The 23,294-nt window shown below is 61.7% G+C and carries 23 protein-coding genes; 4 read left to right on the top strand and 19 right to left on the bottom strand.

Going from position 1 to position 23,294, the window contains the following annotated elements; genetic code table 11:
• Positions 1 to 29 precede the first annotated feature (29 nt).
• From V7080_RS04945 to V7080_RS04885, 13 genes are all read right to left on the bottom strand, one after another.
• Entirely contained in the window at positions 30 to 851 is an 822-nt protein-coding gene (locus V7080_RS04945) for a 2-keto-4-pentenoate hydratase (RefSeq protein ID WP_334187295.1), read from the bottom strand.
• A 73-nt stretch (positions 852 to 924) separates the two neighbouring features.
• Positions 925 to 1,722 carry an alpha/beta fold hydrolase gene (locus V7080_RS04940; protein ID WP_334187294.1) on the bottom strand — a complete coding sequence of 266 codons (798 nt, stop codon included), beginning with the start codon at positions 1,720 to 1,722 and terminating at the stop codon, positions 925 to 927.
• A gap of 262 nt (positions 1,723 to 1,984) precedes the next feature.
• Positions 1,985 to 3,433, bottom strand: a complete 1,449-nt coding sequence (locus tag V7080_RS04935) for a C13 family peptidase (RefSeq protein WP_334187293.1) — start codon at positions 3,431 to 3,433, stop codon at positions 1,985 to 1,987.
• Between the two features lie 122 nt (positions 3,434 to 3,555).
• Positions 3,556 to 4,248: an aspartate/glutamate racemase family protein gene (locus V7080_RS04930; protein WP_334187292.1), complete on the bottom strand. Its 693-nt coding sequence runs from the start codon at positions 4,246 to 4,248 to the stop codon at positions 3,556 to 3,558.
• Positions 4,249 to 4,266: 18 nt separating this feature from the next.
• Positions 4,267 to 5,478 (bottom strand): pyridoxal phosphate-dependent aminotransferase, encoded by a 1,212-nt coding sequence (locus tag V7080_RS04925; protein WP_334187291.1) that lies wholly within the window; start codon positions 5,476 to 5,478, stop codon positions 4,267 to 4,269.
• The gene (locus tag V7080_RS04920) at positions 5,469 to 5,597 is read right to left on the bottom strand and encodes a hypothetical protein (RefSeq protein ID WP_334187290.1); all 129 of its coding nucleotides are present in this window, start codon (positions 5,595 to 5,597) and stop codon (positions 5,469 to 5,471) included. Before V7080_RS04920 ends, V7080_RS04925 begins: the two co-directional genes overlap by 10 nt.
• A gap of 22 nt (positions 5,598 to 5,619) precedes the next feature.
• The gene (locus tag V7080_RS04915; RefSeq protein WP_334187309.1) at positions 5,620 to 6,837 is read right to left on the bottom strand and encodes an MFS transporter; all 1,218 of its coding nucleotides are present in this window, start codon (positions 6,835 to 6,837) and stop codon (positions 5,620 to 5,622) included.
• A 214-nt stretch (positions 6,838 to 7,051) separates the two neighbouring features.
• The gene (locus V7080_RS04910; protein WP_334187289.1) at positions 7,052 to 7,825 is read right to left on the bottom strand and encodes a hypothetical protein; all 774 of its coding nucleotides are present in this window, start codon (positions 7,823 to 7,825) and stop codon (positions 7,052 to 7,054) included.
• 88 nt (positions 7,826 to 7,913) lie between these two features.
• Positions 7,914 to 8,972 (bottom strand): branched-chain amino acid ABC transporter permease, encoded by a 1,059-nt coding sequence (locus tag V7080_RS04905; RefSeq protein WP_334187288.1) that lies wholly within the window; start codon positions 8,970 to 8,972, stop codon positions 7,914 to 7,916.
• The gene (locus V7080_RS04900; protein ID WP_334187287.1) at positions 8,969 to 9,976 is read right to left on the bottom strand and encodes a branched-chain amino acid ABC transporter permease; all 1,008 of its coding nucleotides are present in this window, start codon (positions 9,974 to 9,976) and stop codon (positions 8,969 to 8,971) included. The genes V7080_RS04905 and V7080_RS04900 overlap by 4 nt, the downstream gene beginning before the upstream one ends.
• Positions 9,977 to 9,983: 7 nt before the next feature.
• Positions 9,984 to 10,733 carry an ABC transporter ATP-binding protein gene (locus V7080_RS04895; RefSeq protein WP_334187286.1) on the bottom strand — a complete coding sequence of 250 codons (750 nt, stop codon included), beginning with the start codon at positions 10,731 to 10,733 and terminating at the stop codon, positions 9,984 to 9,986.
• Positions 10,730 to 11,512: an ABC transporter ATP-binding protein gene (locus tag V7080_RS04890; RefSeq protein ID WP_334187285.1), complete on the bottom strand. Its 783-nt coding sequence runs from the start codon at positions 11,510 to 11,512 to the stop codon at positions 10,730 to 10,732. Before V7080_RS04890 ends, V7080_RS04895 begins: the two co-directional genes overlap by 4 nt.
• A gap of 227 nt (positions 11,513 to 11,739) precedes the next feature.
• Positions 11,740 to 12,909, bottom strand: coding sequence for a substrate-binding domain-containing protein (locus tag V7080_RS04885; RefSeq protein ID WP_334187284.1), 1,170 nt, complete (start codon positions 12,907 to 12,909; stop codon positions 11,740 to 11,742).
• Positions 12,910 to 13,142: 233 nt separating this feature from the next.
• Between V7080_RS04885 and V7080_RS04880 the strand changes: the two genes are divergently transcribed.
• From V7080_RS04880 to V7080_RS04870, 3 genes are all read left to right on the top strand, one after another.
• Positions 13,143 to 14,657, top strand: a complete 1,515-nt coding sequence (locus tag V7080_RS04880; protein ID WP_334187283.1) for an AlkA N-terminal domain-containing protein — start codon at positions 13,143 to 13,145, stop codon at positions 14,655 to 14,657.
• 26 nt (positions 14,658 to 14,683) lie between these two features.
• The gene (locus tag V7080_RS04875) at positions 14,684 to 15,202 is read left to right on the top strand and encodes a methylated-DNA--[protein]-cysteine S-methyltransferase (protein WP_334187282.1); all 519 of its coding nucleotides are present in this window, start codon (positions 14,684 to 14,686) and stop codon (positions 15,200 to 15,202) included.
• 320 nt (positions 15,203 to 15,522) lie between these two features.
• Positions 15,523 to 15,786: a hypothetical protein gene (locus V7080_RS04870; protein ID WP_334187281.1), complete on the top strand. Its 264-nt coding sequence runs from the start codon at positions 15,523 to 15,525 to the stop codon at positions 15,784 to 15,786.
• Positions 15,787 to 16,124: 338 nt separating this feature from the next.
• Here V7080_RS04870 and V7080_RS04865 read toward each other — a convergent pair whose 3' ends face one another.
• From V7080_RS04865 to V7080_RS04840, 6 genes are all read right to left on the bottom strand, one after another.
• Positions 16,125 to 16,337 carry a glycine zipper 2TM domain-containing protein gene (locus tag V7080_RS04865; protein ID WP_334187280.1) on the bottom strand — a complete coding sequence of 71 codons (213 nt, stop codon included), beginning with the start codon at positions 16,335 to 16,337 and terminating at the stop codon, positions 16,125 to 16,127.
• Positions 16,338 to 16,501: 164 nt separating this feature from the next.
• A complete protein-coding gene (locus tag V7080_RS04860) occupies positions 16,502 to 16,855 on the bottom strand; it encodes a DUF4870 domain-containing protein (RefSeq protein WP_334187279.1) in 354 nt (117 codons plus the stop codon).
• A 73-nt stretch (positions 16,856 to 16,928) separates the two neighbouring features.
• The gene (locus V7080_RS04855) at positions 16,929 to 19,583 is read right to left on the bottom strand and encodes a DNA topoisomerase III (protein WP_334187278.1); all 2,655 of its coding nucleotides are present in this window, start codon (positions 19,581 to 19,583) and stop codon (positions 16,929 to 16,931) included.
• A 247-nt stretch (positions 19,584 to 19,830) separates the two neighbouring features.
• Positions 19,831 to 20,307, bottom strand: coding sequence for a DUF494 family protein (locus tag V7080_RS04850; protein ID WP_334187277.1), 477 nt, complete (start codon positions 20,305 to 20,307; stop codon positions 19,831 to 19,833).
• A gap of 207 nt (positions 20,308 to 20,514) precedes the next feature.
• On the bottom strand, positions 20,515 to 21,621 hold the full coding sequence (gene dprA / locus V7080_RS04845; protein WP_442947182.1) for a DNA-processing protein DprA: 1,107 nt from the start codon (positions 21,619 to 21,621) through the stop codon (positions 20,515 to 20,517).
• An 8-nt stretch (positions 21,622 to 21,629) separates the two neighbouring features.
• Positions 21,630 to 22,751: a LysM peptidoglycan-binding domain-containing protein gene (locus tag V7080_RS04840; protein WP_334187275.1), complete on the bottom strand. Its 1,122-nt coding sequence runs from the start codon at positions 22,749 to 22,751 to the stop codon at positions 21,630 to 21,632.
• Between the two features lie 179 nt (positions 22,752 to 22,930).
• Here V7080_RS04840 and def point away from each other — a divergent pair.
• A partial coding sequence (gene def, locus V7080_RS04835) for a peptide deformylase (protein WP_334187274.1) occupies positions 22,931 to 23,294 on the top strand: 364 nt, incomplete at its 3' end.

Genomic DNA, 23,294 nt, shown 5'->3' with positions numbered 1-23,294 from the left:
AGCGGGCTTGCCATTTCTGCCCCGGTTGCTCAGGAAGTGAATTCGACGGACAGGCCGCGAAGCGCAATGCCGTCGATCTCCGTGCGCCACACCTCGCCCGGCTTGATGGCGCGCGCGGCGGTGATGGTGCCGGTGGTGACCAGCTCGTTGGCCTGCAACGGCGGGAACTGCGGTTGCTTGGCCAGTACGGCATTGAGGTGCGCAATCGCAGCCAGCGGGCCGCCCAGTACATTGGCGCCCACGCCTGTTTCGGACACGTCGACGTTGCAAAACAGCGTGAGTGAAAACTGCTTGAGTGCATGCATCACATCCGGACCGAGCGCATCGACCGGCTGCGGTTCGCCCACCAGCAGCGTTCCATGCAGCGCCCCGTCGGCAACGGTATCGGCCGCCTTGAATTTCCAGCCGGGAAAGTGCGATTGCACGATCTCGAAGCCGTGTGCGACCCAGTCGATGCAGGCGAGTAGGGCGTCCAGGTCGCCGTCGGGCGGAGGCGCGGAGTGGAAATGAAAAACGATCTCCGGTTCGATCTTCGGTTCGGCGAACCGGCCGATGCGGCAGGCCGCATGCTTGTCGCCGACGTGCACGACCGTGGTGTCGTACACATGCGCCCAGATCGGCTCATGCACGCCGTAGACCGACCACATGTCGGGGTTGGTGAAGCCGATCTTGCGTCCGACGGGCTTGGCGCCGCCGCGCACGCGGGCCTGATGCATCCGGTCTGCGAGGGCGTATGCGGAGACGAGGTCGAAGTCGGGATGGCGCGATGTCAGCGGCGCGATCTGGCGGACGTCATCCTGTGCCGCCTTCATCTCGCGGGCGAGGGTGTCGAGTTCGAATGATGCAGGCATGCTTTCCTTTTCACGTAGCGGGATTCGGGATATCGGGAGAATCAGATTTTGGTGCAGGTGAGAGTACGGAGAGTCACACCCGTTCAAGAAATCGCGCGATGGCTCCGTTCACCTGCTCCGGATGGGTCACCGGGCCCATATGGCCCATGGACTCGAATTCCACCACCTCGACATTCGGCAGCGCATTCGTCAACAGCCGCGCCACGCCATGGGCCGAGCTGGTGGAGCGCTTGCCTGTCATGTAGAGGACCGGCATCGTCAGCGAGCCGAGTTGTGCCAATGTGGCGGGTTCGCTAAACAGGGCATGTGCCCACCGGCGCACGTTTTTCACCGATGCGGCAATCGGCGGCTTGAGCGCTTCGGGTGTCTTCTTCCAGCTTCCCGGGCCCATCCAGTAATCGATGAAATGCGCCGCGGCGCCGTCATGGTCGCCGGCATCGAGTGCCTTGCTCGCTTCGGCAACCGCGTTGCGAATGCCGTCGGCATCGTTCGGCGGCCGACCCTCCGTGTCGATCAGCGAAAACAGTGTCGGTTCGTATAGCGCCATCGCCCTGATGCGCGCCGGGTTCGCAAGGGCGGCGATCAGCGAAACGGCAGCGCCGTAAGAGTGGCCGACCAGGACGGTGCGGGGCCCGGCCCGGGCAAGGACCGGTTCGATCAACGCCACTTCATCGGCGAGGGAGATCATGCGGTCCGACGGCCATTCCGGGCTCTTGCCGGCGCCGTAGGAATCCGGCGCGAAGACGTGGAAGCGCGGCGCAAGCAACGCCATGAGGCTGCGCCATTGCCCCGACGTGCTGGCGTTCGAGTGCGTACAGACCACGCCGTCACCGGCACCTGCTTCACGGACAAACGGTTCAGGCGCTTCCATGCGCACCTCCCGGGCAAGTCATTCAAAACTGCGTTTGCATACGTCGTCAACCGAAAATGGCGGCCGGATGACACGATCAGCCGGCGTTACCAAGACCAAAGGTTGTCCTCTTTTCGGCTGACATGCTTGAGGAAAATCAACGCTGCTGCCATGCACGGCTTTCTTGCGGTGTAGAAAATTGCTCCTCGACGTGCAGCGATGGACTCGCGACAACCCGGTGACCGATGCCCTCCACAAGCACATGCCGGCGTTGCGAACACTGCTATGGCGTGCCGGCTGACTGTAATTGCCGCTTCATTTGCGACAGCCTGGATTGCATCGCTGCTCCGACGCGGATCTGTGGATTGGAATAGCCATCCTGCTTGCCGGCTTCCTCTTCCCGTCGCTTGATGACATTGCGTGCGGCCGCATGGGCTTCCTGGAACGACAATGTCTTGCTGCGCAATTGTTCGTCGTACATCGCGCGGCCGAAGAAGGTGAGCTCCGATTTCCGGCCGCATCCATAGGACGTATGGTCCGCATCCGATGCGGTCATGACCAGGCTGTTCGCATCCGCCAGCGGCGCGATCCAGCTTCCGGAATAGCAGGCGGAGATCGAGAGTACGCGGTATTTGACGCCCGCTTCGTCCAGCCATGCTTTCAGGTCGCCCGGCTTCACGGTGTCGACGCTCATCGGCCAGAAACTGGCAGCGAGTTCGCCGTTGCGCGCGCCATGCGATGTCAGGTGCAGGAAGAGCATGTCTTCCTCCTTGTTCATCAGGCCGGCGACATGCAGGATGGACCGCTTGAGGTTGAGCGGCGTCGCCCACGGCCATTGCTGCAGCGTGCCGAGGTTGTTGACCAATTGCAGCGTCCGGCCGGCGGCGTCGAAACGTTGCGCCATCACCTGGGACACCATGTCGCTTTCGCGACGGAACACGTCTTCATCGGCGTAGGGTGCGAAGGTGATGGCGTACAGGTCGATCATGCCCGGCCGCTGAGCCGGCAGCGCCTGCAGATGTTGCGACAGCAGTTGCGGCTGGGCTTCCATGGTCTCCTGTGAAAGGCGCAACTGCGGACGTTCGGCCTGGGTGCCTGCAGGTTCGGACGGATACCAGAACTCGGCCGGACGCGCGGCGTAGAGGAGGGCGGTCAGTCCGATGGCAATTGTTATGACGGCAAGCATCGGTCCCGGCCTGCGCGATCCGGCGCGCCACAGGAGCAGCAGCTGCGCCGCCATCATCCATAGCGTGGGGACCAGCCACACCGCCCACATTCCCCAGGTGCCCAGCTGCTGCTGGTTGTAGTAGGGACTGCGCAGCAATGCGGAGAACGCCAGCCCGACGATCAGCGTCAGCACCTGGGATTGCGCAATCGCCATCGCAAACAGATGGGCCGCGTCCGGCGCCGCATGGCGGTCCGTGTCGAACGCGGCGTGTGGACGCATCAGGTAACAGGTCCACGCGGTCACGGTGGTGCTCAGCCAGCCGCCGGCAATTGCCTGCCAATAGAATTCCGCGGGGCCGATGATGTAAAGGCGCTCCAGCCCGATCGTCAGCGCCAGTCCCCACAGCACCAGCATCGCCAGCACCGCGGGCGTCGCGGTCAATCCCTGCCAGGCGGGCCTTTGGAAGAAGGCGGTCCGCGTGGCTTCGCGGTACCAGGCAGCGAGGCCGGTGGTGGAACGCGCCGTTGTGGGCAATGCCGCGTCTGTTTGTGCTTGTTCGATCATGGAATGCGTTTTCGGATGGGTGGTGTGCCGATTGCATCGTGCTTCATCCGGGCGCCGGCCGTCAAGGCAGCATCCGGTGGATGAGGCCAGGTCGGCAACATCAGGACAACATCAAGACAACATCAGGTGCAGGCAAGGGCGACCGCCGCATCCGCATGGATGCCGGTGGTGTCGAATACCGGTAACGAGGCGTGTTCTGGCTTGATGAGCAGGGCAATTTCAGTGCAACCGAGAATGACGGCTTCCGCGCCACGGTGCTTCAGTTCATCGATGATGGCAAGGTAAGCCTGCCGCGATGCATCCAGAACCTTGCCGTGGCAGAGTTCGTCGTAGATCACGCCATGCACCAGCGCGCGGCCGGCCTCATCGGGCGTGATCACCGACAGGCCGTGCTTCTCTTCCAGGCGGCCCTTGTAGAAATCCTGCTCCATCGTGAAACGGGTGCCGAGCAGTCCGATCGTGCGAAAGCCGCGTTTCTTGATGGCGGCAGCAGTCGGGTCGGCGATGTGCAGGAAGGGAATCGACACCGCCGCTTCGATCTGCGGCGATACTTTGTGCATGGTGTTGGTGCACAACACGATGAAGTCGGCACCACCGCGTTCGAGCTGCCTGGCGGCGTCCTGCATCATGGCGCCGAGGCGGTCCCATTGGCCGTCGTGCTGCAAGGCTTCGATCTCATGGAAATTCACGGTCACCATCAGGCTGCGCGCATTGTTGTGGCCGCCCTGTCTTTCCTTCATGCGCTGGTTGATGAGCCGGTAGTATTCCGCCGACGATTCCCAGCTCATGCCGCCGATCAGGCCGATGGTTTTCATGGTTGCTCCGCAGTGCGATCAACGCGTTTCAAGGAAGGCTGCAAGCCGCCGCACGCCTTCATCCAGCCGCTCCAGCGAGCTGGCGAAGCACCAGCGGATATAGCCTTCGCCTTCGTCGCCGAACGCATTACCCGGCGCCAGCCCGAGACGGGCATCGACCACCAGCCGCTTGCACAGCGCCAGCGTGTCGCCTTCGCGCCGGCCGTCGATGCGGAAGAACAGGTACATCGCACCTTTCGGTCGCGGGGCCGTCACGCCGGGCAATGCGTTCAGCCGTTCGTAGAGGAAATCGCGGGCGGACTGGTAGCGCGCCACGGTGCGGTGAATGATGTCCTCGCCGCCTTCGATGGCGGCAATGCCGGCGCGCTGCACGAAGCCGGGTGCGCAGGACGTGTTGTATTCGATCAGCTTGCCGAGGTCGGCCATCATAGGCTGCGGCGCGACGACCCAGCCCAGCCGCCAGCCGGTCATCAGCCAGGATTTGGAGAAGCTGTTGGCCGACACCAGGCGGTCTTCGGGAGAGGCGATGTCGAGGAAGGACGGGGCGCACGCCCTGCGCGACGGATCGCCGTCATACACCAGCCGCTCGTACACATCGTCGGCGAGTATCCAGATGCCGTGCCTGCGGCAGTGGGCGAGGATGACTTCCTGCTGCTCGGGCGCGATCACCCATCCGGTGGGATTGTTGGGGGAATTCAGGTAAACCGCCGTGGTGTCCGGCGTGAGCGCATCCAGCAGTTGCTGCAGGTCGAGCTCCCAGGTGCGGCTGCCGTGCTGCTCGAACCGGAGCGGCACCTTCACCACCTGCGCGCCGAGGATCTTCGGAATCTCCAGCAGGTTGGGCCACAGCGGCGTGACTGCCACCACGCGGTCGCCCGGATTGATGATCAGTTGCGACAGCAGCATCAGCGCCGACACGCCGGATGAGGTGACCGCCACGCGATCGACATCGACCGGCCGGTGCAGCGCTGATACATAGGCGGCGATCGCTTCCCGCAGCGGCGGCACGCCGAAGTTGTGGGTATAGAAGGTATCGCCCGCATCGAGCGCCTCCTTGGCGGCATCGCGGATGAACACCGGCGTGGTTTCATCCGGTTCGCCGAACCAGAACGGCAGCACATCGGGCAGGCCGATGCCGGCATTGGCGACTTCGCGGATGCGCGATGCCCCGAGGCTTTGCACGGTGCTGCGCGCGCCGGGCGCATGGACGGGCGCGGCGTTCAGAAGCATAGGATGATCCGGTTGGCGAGATCGAGCATGAAGGCGGGGCGCAGGTAGCCGACGAAGGCCAGCGCCAGCACGGCGATCAGCGCAGTGCCGAACAGGATCCGTTTGAGCAATGCGTTCATGGCGCGTGGCTCCTTCACATCATCAGGCGATCGCCGGCCGGGTGCGGACAATCGCCTTCTCGTTGATCGGCAGGTTGATCAATGCGGCAAACACGCCGAGGGCGATGATGATGCCCCAGACGGTGTCGTAGCTGCCCTGGCGGGTGTACAGATAGCCGCCGAGCCAGACGCCGAGGAAGCTGCCGACCTGGTGCGAGAAGAACACGAAGCCGGACAGCATCGACAGGTACTTGACGCCAAAGATGCCGGCAATGACGCCGTTGGTCAGCGGCACGGTGGACAGCCACAGCAGGCCCATTGCGGCGGCAAAGACATACACCGACCACGAGGTCAGCGGCGCCAGCAGGAACAGCGAAATCACGATGGCGCGGCTGAGGTAGATCGACGACAGCAGGTAGCGCTTGGGCAGGAAGCCGCCGAGCTTGCCGGCGTAATAGGAGCCGAAGATGTTGAACAGGCCGATCAGCGCCAGCGCCATCACCGCGACGCCGGGCGCCATGATGCCCTTGTCCTGCAGGTAAGCGGGAAGATGCACGCCGATGAATACGACCTGGAAGCCGCAGACGAAGTAACCGGCCACCAGCAGCAGGAAGGGGCGGTAGGCGAATGCCTCGCGGGTCGCTTCGAGGATGCTTTGCTGCGGACCGGCGGAGGGCTGGTTCGCCGGCTCGCGCAGCTGGAAGGCCATCGGGATCATGATCAGGACCACGAGCCCCGCGAGGAGGTAGAAGGCATTTTGCCAGCCGACGGCGGAGATCAGCTGCTGTTCGACCGGCATCATCACGAACTGGCCGAAGGAGCTGGCGGCGCCCGAGATGCCGAATGCCCAGGAGCGTTTCGCTTCCGGCGCGGTGCGCCCGATGATGCCGCTGACGGCGCCGAATGCGGTGCAGGCAAGGCCGGCGCCGATGAGGACGCCGGAGCCGATCACGAACAGCGTCGGCTGATCGACCATCGCCATCCACAGGAGGCCGCCCATGTAGAACAGTGCGCCGACGAGGACCACCTTTGCGGTGCCGAAGCGGTCGGCCGCCATGCCGGCGAAGGGACCGAATGCGCCCCACAACAGGTTTTGCAATGCCAGCGCCAGCGAATAGGTTTCACGGGTCCAGCCATGCGCCTGCGAGATCGGCTGCAGCCAGAAGCCGAAGCCATGGCGCACGCCCATGGCCATGGTAAGGACGAGGCCGGTGGCGATCAGGACGGTTTTGAGTTCGGGGGCGCGGGAGGCGGTCAGCATGGCATGGAATGGCAACGTGGCGGGAAATCGAGTTTAGCGCAAAGCGCTTTCGCGTGTGGCCTGCCGGATTGTCCGGGCCAGTTACGATCCGGCCATGCCCTTGGAAAACGCAAATGCGCAAAGGAAGCCGGCAACCGTGATTAGTCCGGCAAGACGGGCTTCCTCGAAGGTTTTGTCTACGATGGCGTCGACCAGCATGGCGATGAGAATGGCATCACCGCGTGTCCTCCAGAAAACCGCGCAGGAACGTCACCCGTTCATCGGGCGGTGCGTTGCGCTTGAGTTGTTCATAGATGGCTGACAGCGCTGATCCGGCGGGCGCATCGACCGTCTCCTCGCGCCGTTGCCGCTCGATGGTGTCGATCGCCTTGCGTGTCCATGCGAGAAACAGCGGACGCTGCTCGCCGGTGTAACGCTGCGATGCCTGCTGCACCAGTGTCTGGAATTCCCCTTGCTTGATCTTGTTGGCATCGCTCGTGTCGCCGCCTGAGCTCTCCGAATGCTGCAGGGCCTTGTCGAGGAAGAATTCCCGCACCTGCCAGCCGTCCGCGGACTCGCCCAGTGCTTCGATATCCTGCATGCGCTCCAGTGTCGGCGCGCAATAGATGGCTTCGTTCTCCACCCAGGCGACTGCCCAGGGGTGACCGTGATAGCTGACGCCGACATCGATCGTGTCGGGATTGCGCAGCAGATAGGTATATTCCGGCGTCTGCGCATGCGGCGATTTTTGGATGAGGCCGGCAAGCGATTCCGCTTCGCGGTTGCCGGCGGAAAGAAAGGCGTCGATGAATCCGCGGTCCGCGCCGATGCGCTTGATGATGTCGCCGCACATCGCCAGATCGCGCTGGAAGGCATGCCTGATCCTTGCGGCGGCATCGTTGATGGTGGCGGCGCGCGTGGGCGGCTGCTGCTGCGGCGGTGGCTGCAACTGAGCGCAACCGCCGAGCAACAGGGTCGAAAGGGAACAGGCTACGAGTAAAAAGCGCATCGGCAACACGCCGTGTGTCTGCACGGCAATCCATGATCGAAAGAGACCTGTTGGATTGTAGCGGCCAAAAATAGTTGACGCCTTTTTCTTATTTCCCGGCGCGCAATTTGCCGACGATGCCGGTCGGGAAAAAATAGACCGACAGCACGAACAGGATGCCCAGCCAGAGCAGCCAGCGGTCCGGCGACAGCAATGCGGACAGGAAGGGGACGCTTTGCGCGGCGCTCGACGCCATGCCCATCAGGTCCTGCAGATAGCCCTGCGCCAGCAAAAAGATCGTCGCACCAAAGATCGCGCCGTACATCGTGCCCATGCCGCCGATCACCACGATCAGCAGGATGTCGATCATGATCTCGAACGACAGTGAGGTATCGGGCCCGTTGTAGCGCAGCCAGAGGGCCAGCAGGCAGCCGGCCAGCGTGGCGAACACGGCGGCGAGCACATTCGACAGCGTGCGGAACACCACCGTGCGGTAACCGATCGCCTCGGCGCGGAAGTCGTTCTCGCGGATTGCCTGCAGCACGCGGCCGAAGGGGGAATTGACGATGCGCAGCATGGCCAGGAACAGCAGCGCGGCGCAGAAGAAGATCAGGTAATAGGTAAGGAAGCGGCCGTCGAGCGATGCGCCAAGGAAGGGCGTATCGGACAGATTGAATGCCGGGGACAGCACTTCCGGCAGCTTGAAATTCAGGCCATCCTCGCCGCCGGTGATTTCCGAAAGTTGCGACGCCAGCGTCTGGAATGCCGACGCGACGGCAAGCGTGATCATCGCGTAAAAGATCGCCCGCACCCGCAGCGAGAACAGGCCGATGATCAGCGACAGCACCAGTGACAGCGCAACCGCGCCGAGCGCGCCGGTGAGCAGGCTGCTCCATCCCGGCCCCATGCGGGTGCTTGCGATCGCGATGCCGTAGGCGCCGATACCGAAGAACATGGTGTGCGCGAACGACACGATGCCGGTATAGCCGAGCAGCAGATCGTAGCTGGCCACCAGCACGATGAAGATCAGGATCTTGGCCGACACGTTCAGCGCTTTCACGCCGGGAAACAGGAAGGGCGCGAAGGCGAGGCCGAGCACGATCAGGATGAGCATGGCCGCGAGAATCCGGCTGCGCGGCAGGTCGTGGGAGAGTAAGCGCGTGATCATCGATTGGTCACCGGGAAAAGTCCCTGCGGACGCCACACCAGGACGGCGGCCATCAGCAGGATGTTGGAAAAGAGGGCGACCTTCGGCGCCAGGAAGCCGGTGTAGTTGGCCAGCAGCCCGACCAGCAGCGCGCCGAGGAAGCAGCCGCCGGTGGAGCCGAGCCCGCCGATGATGATGACGATGAAGATCAGCACATTCACATGCGCGCCCATCTGCGGCACCACGCCCTGCTGATACAGTCCCCACATCACGCCGCCCAGTCCGGCCAGCGCGGAACCGGCGACGAACACGCCGACGAACAGCGTCTTGATGCGATAGCCGAGGCTTTCCACCATCTCGCCGTCCTGCACGCCGGCGCGGATCAGCAGGCCGAGCTTGGTGCGGTTGAGGACGATCAGCATGGCTGCGAATACGACGAAACCGACCACGACTGCCAGCAGCCGGTATTTCTCCACTGCCGCATCGCCGAACAGCGCGGCGCCGCGCAGCGATGCCGGCACTTCGAGCGCGATCATTTGCGGTCCCCAGATCACCTTGATCAATTCCTCGCCGACCACCATGCCGCCCATGGTGATGAGGATCTGCATCAGGTGCAGGCCGTACACCTTGCGCACCAGCACCCGCTCGAATACCCAGCCGAGCAGGCCGGTCGCCAGCATCGCGGCGAGCATCGCCAGGCCGATGGCGGCGAGGTTCATGCCGAGATGATTGGCGGTGGTCCATTCCGGCAGCAGTCCAAGCACGGAGACAGCGACGAAAGCGCCGAGCGCGATGAAGACGCCGTGGCCGAAATTGAGCACATCCATCAGGCCGAAGATCAGCGTCAGTCCGGAGGCGATGATGAAGATGATCATGCCCATCGCCAGGCCGGCGGCGGTGAGCGTGATCCAGGTGGAGGTGGACCCGACCAGCGGCATCGCCGCCAGCGCCAGCAGTGGCGCAAGCAGCAGCGGCTTCCAGTCGATCGGCGTGCGCGGCACGGCGGCGGTTTGAACGGTGCTCATTGCTTCCTCATTGGTGGGCGGTCAGGGACAGGCCGAGCAGGCGGGTCTGCATCGCCTCGTCTTCGGCCAGTTCGGCCATCGAACCGTGATGGACGACGCGGCCGTCGTCCATCACGGCAACCGTATCGCCGAGCTGCCTGGCGAAATTGAAGTTCTGTTCCACCAGCAGGATGGTGGTGTCGGTCTGCTTAAGCTCACGGAAGGCCGCGATCATGTTGGCGATGATGGCGGGTGCGAGACCCTTGCTCGGCTCGTCGATCAGCAGCAGCTTGCGCGGTTCGACGATCGCGCGCGACACCGCCAGCATCTGCTTCTGCCCGCCCGACAGCTTGCCGGCCGGATGCAGCCAGAACTTCTTCATCGCCGGAAACAGGCTGAAGATCCAGTCGAGCCTTTTGGCGTCGATGTCGTCGATCCTGCGCGCGCCGCGTGCGGCCAGCAGCATGTTTTCCTTCACCGTCAGGTCGCCGAAGATGCCCATGCTTTCGGGGACGTAGGCGATGCCGCTTGCGGCGATGTCGGGCGTGGTCCTGCCGTTGATGGGCTGGCCGTCGAACACGATGCTGCCCTGCGAGGCCTGCCACAGGCCCATGATGGTCCGCAGCGTCGTGGTCTTGCCGGCGCCGTTGCGGCCGAGCAGCATGGTGAGCTGGCCGCGCGGGACGACAAGGTCGACGCCGTGCAGGATGTGGTAGGCGCCGATGTGGGTATGGACGCCGGACAGCGACAGCAGCGGCGGGGTAGCGGAGGTCGTCATGCGGTTTCTTCCACCGGCGCGAGGCCGAGATAGGCTTGCTGCACCACGGGCGATGCGATCACCGTTTCCGGTTCGCCGTCGGCCATCAGGGTGCCGTTATGCAGCACGATGATGCGATCCGCGAGTTCGCGCACCACATCCATCTTGTGCTCGACCAGCAGGATGGTCTTGTCGGTCTGGGTCTTGAGCTTGCGGATCAGGTCGAGGATGACCGGCACCTCGTCCACGCTCATGCCGGCGGTCGGTTCGTCGAACATGTAGACGGCGGGATCGAGCGCCATCAGCAGCGCCACCTCCAGCTTGCGCTGGTCGCCATGCGGCAGCGCGGCAGCCTGCATGTCGCGCTTTGCGGATAGCGCGACGGTGTCGAGGATGCGGTCGGCGCGGTCGATCAAGCCCTTGTGCCGGTTCCACACGTTCCACATGTCGAGCCCGAGCTGGCGGCGCGATTGCAGCGCCAGGCGCACGTTCTCCATCACCGTCAGTTTCGGGAACAGGCTGGTGAGCTGGAACGCCCGTCCCAGACCGGCGTGGGTGCGGCTCGACGCCGGCAGGCCGGAGATGTCGCGGCCGTTCAGCAGCACCTGCCCGGAGGAGGCCTTGAGCTGGCCGGAGATCAGGTTGAAATAGGTGGTCTTGCCGGCGCCGTTCGGTCCAACGATGGCGGTCAGCGTGCCGGAATGGAACGCGCAGGAGACGGCATTGACGGCGACATGGCCGCCGAAGCGGATGGTGAGGTCGCGGGTTTGCAGGGAAGGAGGGCGGGTTTCGGGGTGCATGCTTTTTCCGCGAATCGTCGCGAATCTGGCTCACGGTTCCCTCCCCCCTTTTAGGGGGAGGGCTAGGGTGGGGGTGTGAAGGTTAAGCCACTGCATGCGCTTGCACAACCTCACTACCCCCATCCCAACCTTCCCCCTGAAAGGGGGAAGGAGCACGCAAGCGGGTTTGACAGGAGTTGCCGATGAGAGACGTCCGGCTTTCCATAGGAGCCGAACGCCAGGAAGGATTAGCGCTTGTTCGTAATCGGCACGTTCATCTCTTCCGGCTTGATCTCCCGTACCAGTTCCGGAACGCCCCAGGCGAACGCCGGGTCGACCTTGATCTTGAAGTGGTACATCGACTGCATCGCCTGATGGTCTTCCTTGCGGAAGGTCATCTTGCCTTTCGGCGTCTCGAAGCTCATGCCTTCCATGGTGGAGATCAGCTTCTCACTGTCGGTGTTGCCACCGGTCTTCTTCAGTGCTTCAACCAGTGCGATGCCGGCCGACATGCCGCCGGCGGTGAAGAAGTCCGGCGGCGACTTGTAGCGCTTGTAGTGTTCGGCAACCAGCCAGTTGTTGACCGGATTCTTCGGGATGCCGAAGTAGTAGTACGCCGCGCCTTCCATGCCGGGGAAGTTCTTGTATGCGGTCATCGCCGGCAGGATGTTGCCGCCGGTGGCGATTTCGATGCCATAGCGTTTCGGGTCGAGGTCGGCGATCTTGAACGGATTGCCGCCGGCCCAGATGATGAAGATAACTTTGCGGCCCGGCTTGTCCTTCAGCGAATCGAACAACCGCTGCGCGCCGGCGGTGAAGTCGGTGGTATTGCCGGGCAGGTACTCCTCATGCACCAGCTTGGCGTTCTTCAGTGCGCCCTTGAACGCCTTGACGCCGTCGCGGCCGAAGGCGGTGTCCTGAGCCATCGTGGCGATCGTCACGCCGGCCTTGTCGAGCGCTACCGCATTCGAGATCGCATCCTGCGACGAGTTGCGGCCGGTGCGGAAGATGTAGCGGTTCCATTTGTCGCCGGTGATCGCGTCGGCGACCGCGGGCTCCACCAGCAGGACCTTCTTGTACTCTTCCGCCACAGGCAGCATCGCCAGCGCGACGCCGGAGCTGGTCGGTCCGACCGCGATATCGGCCTTGTCGTCGGCGAACGCCGAGGCGAGCTGGGATTTGCCGACGTCGGGCTTGCCCTGCGAATCCTTCTCGATCACGACCAGCTTGTTGCCGTTGACGGTCATCGTGCCGCCGGTGGCATAGTCGAGGCCCATCAACAGGCCAATCTGCGTCTGCTTCGCGTAGGCTTCCAGCGGGCCGGTCTTGTCGTACACGTGCGCGATCTTGATGTCCTTGGCGTGCAGCGAGGCGGAGCAGCACAGCGCGGCGATTGCCGCGATGAGTTTGAGTTTCATGATGTCTCTTCCTGTTATGTAGTTATGGAGCCGTCGTTCCTGCCGTGACGGAGGTCCGGGCGCAATATCCGGCAACGGGCTTCGCGGAGAGTACTTCAAGAATTTCACTTCTGAAAGTAGTAAAACTACCATGTCGCATCATGCGCAACCCGTGCGGCAGGCGGCGGACTGATGTCCGAAAACGGCTAGACGCTGTGCGGGACGGCGCGTATAACAAGTACATGGAAAACCATTTGCACACTCTCGATCACGGCGAGCCCGCCGCGCCTGTCGCGGATCCGCATCTTGCTCCGCCGCTGAGCCGGGAAAGCTGCTACCGGGCATTGACGGCGAAGGATGCGCGCTTCGACGGCGTCTTTTTCACCGGCGTGAAAACCACCGGCATCTATTGCCGCCCGGTCTGCAGCGTAAAAACCCCGCGCGAATCCTCCTGTTCCTTCTTCGCGACCGCGGCGGCGGCGGAAGCGGCGGGTTTTCGTCCCTGCCTGCGCTGCAGGCCGGAGCTTGCGCCGTATGCGCTGCAGCAAAATCTCGCACATGCGGTATGGCAGCGCATCGCCGCCGGCGCGTTAAATGATGGCGACAGCGAACGCCTCGCGGCCGAAGTCGGCCTGTCGTCGCGCCAGCTGCGACGCGTGCTGCTGCAGCATTTCGGTGTTACGCCGGTCGAGCTGGCGCAAACCCAGCGCCTTTTGTTTTCAAAGAAGCTGCTGCAGGAAACCAACCTGCCGATGGCGGAAATCGCGTTTGCATCGGGCTTCGGCAGCGTGCGCCGCTTCAACGCCCTGTTCTCGGCGCGCTACGGCATTGCGCCGACCGCGATCCGGCGCGCCGCCGAACCTCAGGACGGCGCCGGAACGGATGTGCTGCGGCTGCGCCTGGCTTACCGGCCTCCCTTCGACTGGCCGCGCATGCTGCGCTACCTGGCGGGTCGCGCGATCGCCGGCGTGGAATCGGTGTCGCCGGATGATGCGTCGCCTTCCTACCAGCGCAGCGTGCGCATCGGCGATACAAGCGGCTGGATGCGCGTGACCCATCAGGCGAGGCGACATCAGCTCGAACTGGAATTGTCGCCCGTTCTCGCGCCGGTATTGATGCCGCTGCTGGCGCGGGTGCGCGGCCAGTTCGACCTCGATGCCAATCCCGCCGTGATCGAAGCGCATCTGCGGCAGGATGCGCTGCTTGCTGCGCAGATTGATGCCGCGCCCGGTCTTCGTGTGCCGGGTGGATTCGACGCTTTCGAGTTGGCGGTGCGCGCGGTACTGGGGCAGCAGATCAGCGTGGCCGGGGCGACGACGTTGTCGGGCCGTCTGGTGGCGCGCTTCGGCGATGCAGTGGTCACCCCGCTGCCCGGTATCACGCATCACTTTCCATTCGCGGCTTCGCTGGCCATGGTGGAGGAGACCGAGATCGCGCGGATCGGCCTGCCGCTCAAACGGGCACAGACGATCCGGAACATCGCGTGCTTCGCCGCGGACGGCGGCTTGACGCTGCCGCCCGGCACCCTCCTGGAGGACGCGATTGCACGTCTCAAAAGCGTATCGGGCATCGGCGACTGGACAGCGCATTACATCGCCTTGCGCGCATTGCGTTTCCCGGACGCATTCCCCGCCGGCGACCTCGGCTTGCAGAAAGCGGCGGCCGAGGACGCGCCCTCCGGCCGGCTCACCGAACGGCAGCTCGCGGCACGCGCGGCCGGATGGGCGCCATGGCGCGGTTACGCGGCGCTGATGCTATGGATGCGATGATAGTTTGATTACCAAGGAGGTGAATCATGTATTACACCGAACACGACAGCCCGGTCGGCAGGCTTACCCTGACGGCGACGGACAAGGGATTGAGCGGCTTGTACTTTGAAGAGCATAAGTACTTCACCGGAACGCAGGATCGGCAGCGGCGTCCCGACCAGATTCATCTGCGCAATGCGCAACAGCAGCTGGATGAATACTTCCTGCGACGGCGAACGACGTTCGATGTTCCGCTCGACCTGCATGGCACGGTATTCCAGCGTGCGGTGTGGCAGGCCTTGCTGACACTGCCGTTCGGCTGTACTTCCACGTACAGCATGATCGCGCAACATGTCGCGAGGCCGAATGCGGTTCGTGCCACGGGGACCGCCATCGGGCGCAACCCGCTGTCGATCATCGTGCCTTGCCATCGCGTACTCGGCGTATCGGGCGCGCTATCCGGCTACGCGGGCGGACTGGAGCGCAAGCGCTTCCTGCTCGAACTGGAAAGGGTAATGGGGCAAATGAAGGCCGCTGATGACGCGGCGATGATCATCGCGGCGTGAGCGCCACGTGAATATGGTCAGGCAGGAGAAATGGATGATGAGGATGTGATGCAGCGGCAACGCACGGTCATTGGTTCATAGGCCGGTCATGCGGCAGGTACAAGCGGTACTGCTCATTGTCGATCGCAGGCAGTGATCTTCCACCGACAGTGCCGATATCGGCCACTGTCGGTCGAGCTTTACAACGGTCGTTATCGGATTAGCGGGAACCGCTGCCTGTGCCGCCTGCACCACCAGCGCTACCGCCGGCGCCTGTGCCTGCGCCGCCGCTTGCACCAGTGCCGGCGCCTGGGCTGCCTGGCATGGTTGAGCTAGGAGGCATGCCTACGCTGGGAGCGGTCGATGGCGATCCGGAAGCGCTTGGGCTGGTGGTTGCAGAACCACCCATGCTGCTGCCCGATGAAGTGGAGCTTGGAGATGTCGACGATTTGCTCGACGCGCCGGAACCGGAACTCATGCCGGAAGAAGAACCGGAGCTGGAGCCCATGCCGGTGCCTGAGGTGCCGCATGCGGAAAGTACCAGGGCGCATGCTAAGGGGATGGTCCATTTCATCATAAAAATTCTCCTAGAAAATAATCGATAAGGCGACGGGTGAAGCGTAGATTGACTCATGCCAGAATTGCATGCATGCGTTCAGTAGAATCTTTCAGTAAGCGAAAGTTCCTAAAGTTTTTCAAGTTTGATATGCCTAAATAGCATCATTTTGTAAGCAAAAGAACGAACTAAACAAAAGTTCGGATAGCGTGGATTCGGCCTGATGTATTCCCGCGGGATAGGGTTCGGCACGTTGGACGATGAATCGATCCAGGATTCCGGGCCTCGCGAAACACGCTCAAGGGAAAACAACCGTGATGCGATATCCACGGCCGGAGCCGTGGATATGCGGACAAAAGAATCAGGAGCCGGTCAGCCCGGATCGAATTACTTCGATACTTCGTTACCGATCAGGCCGCCGACCGCGGCACCGCCGACGGTTCCCATCGTGCTGCCGCCGGTTGCCATGCTGCCGGCAACGCCTCCCAGCACAGCGCCGGTTCCGACACCCACCTGCTGCCTGCTGGGGGTGCCACAGCCCGAAAGGGCGGTTGTCAATGCCACTGCGCTGACGACGGATATCCATGTACGTGAAATCATATGTCCTCCGGTAGGTTGGCATCGTCGGTGGACGATGCACGGCGAACTGCTGTTGTGTAACGGTTCGACCTTGCCGAAATGTCACGAGTTCCTGCGGGAGGTTTGAGGAATGTGAACAAAATGTAACGTGGCCGCACGGCGCGACCACGGGGACTTGACGTGCGTCAGCGCACCAGGCGCAGCGTCAGCGGATACCGGTAAGGCTTGCCCTTGGATGCGGAAATCGCCGCGAGAATGCAGAACACGAAGTTGGCGAGAAGCAGCAACGGCATGATGAGCATGCCGATCAGGATGATGTTTAGCACGGCCGACGCAAACAGCGCGATGGTCATGGTGATCTGGAAGTTGAGCGCTTCCTTGGCTTCTTCCGTTACGAAGCCGCCCTCATCTTTCTTGATCAGCCACAGGATCAGCGCACCGACAAAGCCGGTGAAGATGCCAAGCAGGTGCGACAGCATGCCGAGGTTGCGTTCATCCGATGTCGGACCGGTTTGCGTTGATTGCGTCAAGTCTTCCATCGTCTTTCCTTATTCCACATGCAGCACCGTATGCACCTGCCCGAACAGGCATCGGTTCATTGATCCGTCGTGATCAGGCAGCCACTTTCTTCATCGCGGGCTTTTTCACCGCCACCTTCTTCGCAGGCGTCTTGGCGGGCGCCTTGGATACTGCCTTGGCCGCCGTCTTGGAAGCGGTTTTCCTGGCTGCGACCGCAGTTGCCGGTTCCGCGGCCGCCGCGTCATTCGCCTTGCCTTTCGCCGGCGGCTTGGCCTTGCGTTCCTCGAATTCGAAACTGACCTTGCCGTCCTTGCCTTTGACAAGGTATGCCTTGAACGGCCGCCGGGTACGTTGGGAGATGAAGCCGGGCAGCAGATCGGTCTTGCCGTCGTTGAGCAGTTTGCTCATCTGCTCCGGAAGTATTTCCTGCTGCAGGATGATGCGGCCGCTACGGAAATCGCAGCCCTTCGGTTTCGCCACCGCTTTTTCGCACACATAGGCGAGACCCATTTCGTATACGCCGCTGGAACACTTCGGGCAGGCGCCTAGCGGGGTCTGTTCGCTGAAATCGACGCCTTCCCCATCTTCGCCATCATCCTGGTTCTGGCCGAAGTCGAATTCCAGCTTGAAGTTGTTGATGTCCTCATCGCGGGCGATCTTGAGGATGGCGGCGAACGGACGGCCCATCTTCGAACGGAATCCCTGCAGCGGTCCGATCTCGCGCTTCTCCAGCAGTTCTTCGACTTCAGCCACCTCGAACTGACGGCTGCCGGGTGTCTTGCTCATCGAGAATTCGCATTTTGTGCAGGCGAAGCGGCGATAATTTTCCTTCACCGTGCCGCCGCAATTCGGGCAGGGCGCCTTCAGCGTCGCATAGTCGCCGGGGATGGTGTCGTTGTTGTACTCCTTCGCCCGCTTGACGATGATCTGGGTCATCTGCGCGATCTCGCGCATGAATTCTTCCCTGCTGATCTTGCCGCGTTCCATCTGCGACAGCTTGTACTCCCATTCGCCGGTTAGTTCGGGCGCAGTCAATTCCTGCACGCCGAGACCGCGCAACAGGGTCATTAATTGGAAAGCCTTCGCGGTCGGGATGATTTCACGTCCTTCGCGCAGCAGGTATTTTTCGTTCAGCAGGCCTTCAATGATGGCCGCACGCGTTGCCGGCGTGCCGAGTCCCTTGCCCGCCATCGCTTCGCGCAGATCCTCGTCGTCGATCAGTTTTCCCGCGCCTTCCATTGCCGACAGCAGCGTCGCTTCCGAATAGCGTGGCGGTGGTTTCGTGACGAGGCCATTCGCGGTCACCTTGTCGGTCTTGACCATTTCACCCTTGGCAACCGGCACCAGGGTGCCGGCATTTTCCTCGTCCTTGTCCTTGGGGGCCTCCTTGCCGTATATCACCAGCCAGCCGGCATTGGTCATGACCTTGCCTTCGGTCTTGAACTGGTGTCCCGACACTTCGGTGTAACGCGTGGTGACCTGGAATTCGGCGGCCGGGAAAAACACTGCCATGAAGCGGCGGGTGACCAGGTCGTACAGCTTCTGCTCCGGTTCCGACAGGTTCTTCGGCGCCTGCGTCGTCGGAATGATGGCGAAGTGGTCGCTGATCTTTGCGTTGTCGAAGATCCGCTTGTTGGGCTTCACCCAGTTGTTTTTCAGAATCTGTGCCGCGAACTGCTGGTAATTGTTATTTTCCGACACGGTTTCCAGCGTCTGCTTCACCGTGTTGATGTAGTCTTCCGGCAAGTGCCGCGAATCGGTACGTGGATAGGTCAACACCTTGTGTTTTTCATACAAGGCCTGTGCAAGGCCGAGCGTGTTCTTGGCGGAAAATCCGAAACGTGCATTTGCCTCGCGTTGCAGGCTGGTCAGGTCGAACAGGGCCGGCGCGATCTGCGTCGCCGGCTTGGATTCCTCGGTGACGGTACCCTGCTTTCCACGGCACGCGGCCACGATCGATTCGGCAGCAGCCTTGCTCCAGAGGCGCTCGGCGCGCTTCTCCGGATCGTTTTCATCCTTCTTGAATTTGGTATCGAGCCAGCGGCCTTCGTACACGCCGGCTGCGCAAACGAACTCGGCACGCACTTCCCAATAGTCGCGCGGCACGAAGCGTTTGATTTTTTCTTCGCGTTCCACGACGATCGACAATGTCGGTGTCTGCACGCGGCCGACAGTGGTCAGATAAAAACCGCCTTCCTTGGAATTGAAGGCGGTCATCGCGCGGGTGCCGTTGATGCCGATCAGCCAGTCGGCTTCGCTGCGGCAACGCGCCGCATCCGCCAGCGGCATCATGTCCTTGTCCTCGCGCAGGCGCTTGAAGCCGTCGCGGATGGCGGCAGGCGTCATCGATTGCAGCCACAGGCGCTTGATCGGCTGCTTGGCTTTCGCATACTGCGCGATCAGACGGAAGATCAGTTCGCCTTCACGGCCCGCGTCGCAGGCGTTGATGAGTGCCGTTACATCCTTGCGCTTGATCAGCTTATTGAGCACCTTCAGGCGCGACTCGGTCTTGGCGATCGGATTCAACGCGAAATGCGGCGGAATCATCGGCAGGTGCGTGAATGTCCACTTGCCGCGTTTGACATCGTATTCTTCCGGTACGGTAATTTCGACCAGATGGCCGACGGCGGAAGACAGCACGTACTCGTCCGATTCGAAGTACTCATCGTGCTTGGTGAAGCCGCCGAGCGTCTTCGCGATATCGTTCGCGACAGAAGGCTTCTCGGCGATGATGAGGGTCTTAGTCATAAATAGGATCTCGATAATGATGCAATTTGATGCTGAACCGACGGTGCCCGAGGCAGCGGCATCGCGCGCTGTTTAAATATTGCCGGGCGGCATGCGCTACTAATATACCAACTATATGGTAATTGAGCGGCCAATGATAAGCGGGTTGCGCGAAAAACCGCAAGGTCGGATGGAAAGCCGTTGCGACTGCAACGGCGCTTGAAGAAAGGAAACTTCTATGGGGAAGGCTGATTGGTTCGGCGCTATGTCAATGCAGCAAGCGGGGTTCGTTGTCTTCGTCATCCGAAAACAGCTCGTCGAAAATCAGGCCGTCCGGTTCCTTGCCCTGACTCCATAAAACCATCAGGACAATGACCTTGAGTTTATCAAGGGAAACCTGGCGCTCGCTGATTGCAAGCGCACGCTCGATGACGATTTCGCGCTGAATCGGATTGATGACTTTTGCCGATTCAAGGAACTGGATGAATCCGATGGCTTCCGTGCCCAATACATCGAATTCCTGCGGGGCATAGATGCGAATCCCGAAGGAGAAGGCGGTCTGTTGGGGAAAACGGTCCGAATAATCATGGGTCGTTTCCGCAAGATCGGTCAGCCAGCCGAGTGCCTTTGATATTTCTTCTTCTTCGAAACCGACGGCCGAAAGTTTCTTTACCAGCGCCTCCGAGTCCGGGCAGGCATCGGGACGGTAGTAGGTTTCGTAAAGATAAACGAGGACGTCAAACATGAGTTCTACTGTAGCGTTTAGGTCGTTGCGGCACAAGTCCCGAAAAATGCCGGTTGCGAATTGTCGACACTTTAAATTTTTGAAATTCTTCAAAAATCGTCATTGCCGAATTCACACCGCGGCACGCGTTCGCCGGAACAAGCATAACCGAAAAGAGGGGGGAGTTCCAAAAACGGATGTTTTCGACGAACCCGGACAAACGCTTTTTCAATCCAGGCGACGATAAATGCCGCCCGGCAGCATCTCGATTTTTCCGTCCAGTTCAAGCGTCAGCAAGCGTGCATTCAATTCGGCCGAATCCAGTCTGCTGCGTGCTGCCAGCGTGTCGAAGTCGACCGGATCGTACCCGATTGCGGCAAGCAGGGGATCGGTTGTTTCATTTGCCGCAGGTTCGGGTGTAAAGAGGGATGCCGAATATGTACCCAGTTCGTCCAGGATGTCCTGTGCCGATTCAACCAGTTTTGCTCCCTGTTTGATCAGCAGGTGGCAGCCCTTTGACAGCGGCGAATGTATCGACCCGGGAATCGCAAACACATCACGCCCCTGGTCGCCCGCCATGCGTGCGGTAATCAGCGAGCCGGATTGCGCGGCTGCTTCGATGACCAGCACGCCACGCGACAGTCCGGAGATGATGCGGTTGCGACGCGGGAAGTTGGCGGGAAGCGCCTGCATGCCGAGTGGATATTCACTGACGATGCAGCCGTCGGCTGCCAGCAGGTGTGCCAAGCCGTGGTTGCGGGCAGGGTAGACGATATCGGCGCCGGTGCCGATGACGGCGACACTCGAGCCGATGCCGCGCAGGCCACCCTGATGTGCGGCGGTATCTATGCCGAGCGCCATGCCGGACACCACCGTCAGGCCGGCCTTGCTCAATGCCTCGGAGAACTTTCCGGCATTGCTGACTCCCTGCGCAGTCGCATTGCGGCTGCCGACAACGGCGATGGCCGGTGCGTTGAGCAGGTCGGCACGTCCCTTGACGAACAGGAGCAGCGGCGGATCGGGAATGTCGAGCAGGCTTTTGGGATATGCCGGATCGGCAAGCGTAAGAATGCAGTTGCCCGGTTGTTGCGCCCAATCGAGGGATCGGTCGATCAGTGCGGAAAGTTCCGGCGCGGGAGCGGACGACAGCTCGACGGCGATCCGTTCACTGACGACCGTCTTCAATTGCGCCCTGCCAGCGGCAAGTACCGCCGATGGCAGCCCAAACGCGCCGAGCAGCTTGCGGGCGGTTTCCGGTCCGACGCCGGGAGTGCGCTCCAGCCTGATCCATCCGGCCAGTTCCTCCGCAGGATCCGGATAGGAAAGTTGTGCCAGCGCCAAATTTATTCCGGAGAACGGGCCAGATCACCAACCTGTACGGTGTCCTGTACCTGCATCACGAGGCCATAGGAGACATTGTTGAAGATCCGGAAGACGAACAGGCTGCCGTAGTGATTGTCAGGCAGCTTCACCTTTTCGCGGGTCATCGACCACATCGATTTATCCTGGGTGCGGTCGACCACGGTGCCGCCATAGCGGTACAGCTCAAGCACGGTGCCGACATCGATGCCGTGCTGTTTGCCGCGGTTGATCGCAACGATCTGATTCTGCCCGGCCTGCGTGACGCCGCCGTAGACCGATACGATGCGCGCATCAACCTGCGTTTCCGGCGGATGGGGGACGTAATTGATGATGGGTGTGGGCGGTACCGGCACCAGGCGGTCGCCGACGCCCATTTCCTGTTTCACCGTGACGACGGTGAAGGCATGGGCTTCATCGCTGCTGGTGGCGGCGCGATCCAGCTTGATCGTGCCCAGATAAGCAGCCTCATAGCCGATGACCTTGTTGGTCGACGGATCCTTGAGCGGCACGCCGGGACGGAAAACCTGGAAGGAAGTGCCGGATTTCAGGTCGCCGCGGACATAGGCGGTGTCATCCTTGCCGACGTTGACCCGGCCTTCGGCGGTAGCGATGATGCGCGGCGCGTCTCTGAGGTCGTTTTCCTCGATGATCAGCGGTTGTGCAAGGAAAGGCTCGATGACGCCGGACGGGATGGAGGTTACGGCTTCCTGCCCGAGTCCCTGGGACCTGAGCTGCGATGTCAGGCGCACCGTCGGGATGCCGCCTTGCGTACTGCTTCCTTGGGCGCCGCCTCCCTGGTTGACCGAATTTCCCAGGCGCAAGCGGCCGGCAACCCGGTCAAAATAGACGACCTGGCCTGGATAGATCCAGTGCGGATTGCGGATCTCGTCCTTGTTCATTCCCCAGACTTGCGGCCAGCACCATGGATTTTGCAGGAACCGGCCCGATATACCCCATAAGGTATCGCCACGTACCACCTGATGCTGATCCGGCGCATTTTGCAGGAAAGCGCAGCGCGTCTTGGTCGTATCGGCGGCCGAAGCTGTCGCGCTGAGGGTGGAGCCGAAAACAAGGAGAAGAGCCGCTGTGCTAAACTTTTTCATGGTTTGTCCGGTAGGCGTGACTGTGAATGGAATGATTGATCTTCGTCACTGCATGTTGTCCACGTACAACTAGTTGCCGGGGAAAAACTTGCCAAATTGAATCAAATTCTGCCCATAAATCCTTGAACTAGCAAGAGAAACCACGTTCCACCATTGGTGCCTTGTTGCACAAAAGCCGTATGTCTTTATTACCTATACTGCGTTACCCCGATCCGCGCCTGCACAAAATTGCCAAGCCGGTAACCGTTTTCGACCAGCGTTTGAAGAAGCTGGCGGCCGATATGGCCGAAACCATGTACGACGCCCCCGGCGTCGGACTGGCCGCGACCCAGGTCGATGTGCATGAGCAGCTGATCGTGATCGACACGTCCGAAACCCATGACGACCTGCGGGTGTTCATCAATCCGGAAATCGTCTGGGCCAGCGAGGAGCGGCAGGTGTATGACGAGGGTTGCCTGTCCGTGCCCGGCATTTACGACGGCGTCGAACGCCCGGCGCGGGTGAAGGTGCGGGCGCTGGATCTCGAAGGAAAGCCGTTTGAAC

Origin of the sequence: Noviherbaspirillum sp. (genome assembly GCF_036846085.1) — a bacterium.
Taxonomy (GTDB): domain Bacteria; phylum Pseudomonadota; class Gammaproteobacteria; order Burkholderiales; family Burkholderiaceae_D; genus Noviherbaspirillum.
This window is presented reverse-complemented; position numbering and strand designations above follow the sequence as displayed.